Raw genomic sequence first — 635 nt, 5'->3', positions numbered from 1 at the left:
GCGCGTACGCGTGGGCGGTGACGGGCACCCCCGCCCCCAGCCGCGCCACCTGCCGCCTGATCGACTCGATCGTGTGCGGCATGCGGATCCACCCGTCGCACAGCCGGGCCGCCCGGCGCAGCGCCGCGGCCGACTCCCCGCCGGCCAGCACCGGCAGCCGCCCCTGTACGGGCTTGGGCTCGAAGGCGACCTCGGGAAACCGGTAGAACCGCCCTGAGTGCGCGACGACGGGTTCGGTCCAGAGCCGCCTGACCACCTCGATGGCCTCGTCCAGCCGGGCGCCGCGGGTCCCGAAGGGCAGCCCGGCCGCCGTCCACTCCCCCTGGTACCACCCGGCTCCGACCCCGCAGCCGGCCCGCCCGCCGGAGAGCACGTCCCGGGTGGCGAACGCCCGGGCCACGGCGAACGGGTGGCGCAGGGCGGGCAGGTACACGGCGGTGCCCAGCCGGACGCGGGTGGTGAGCCCGGCCAGCCAGCACAGGTAGGCCGGGGCGTCGAACAGCGGCGTCGTCGGCTTGATGCCGGGATCCTCGGTCCCGGGGTAGACCGCGAGCGACAGGTCGGTGGCGAACACCAGGTGCTCGGGCAGCCACACCGACTCGAACCCCAGCTCGTCGGCGGCCACGGCCACGTCC

Annotated in this window: 1 protein-coding gene; it reads right to left on the bottom strand. The window is 76.2% G+C overall.

Translation table 11 applies throughout. The features are described 5' to 3' along the window. Positions 1-635 (bottom strand): TIGR03619 family F420-dependent LLM class oxidoreductase (locus tag DMH01_RS42555; protein ID WP_125685100.1); only part of this gene is annotated, 635 nt, incomplete at both ends.

The organism is Amycolatopsis sp. WAC 04182, from assembly GCF_003947465.1.
In the GTDB taxonomy this organism is placed as follows: Bacteria; Actinomycetota; Actinomycetes; order Mycobacteriales; family Pseudonocardiaceae; genus Amycolatopsis.
The sequence above is the reverse complement of the archived record's forward strand: the minus strand, read 5'-3'. Positions and strand labels throughout refer to the sequence as shown.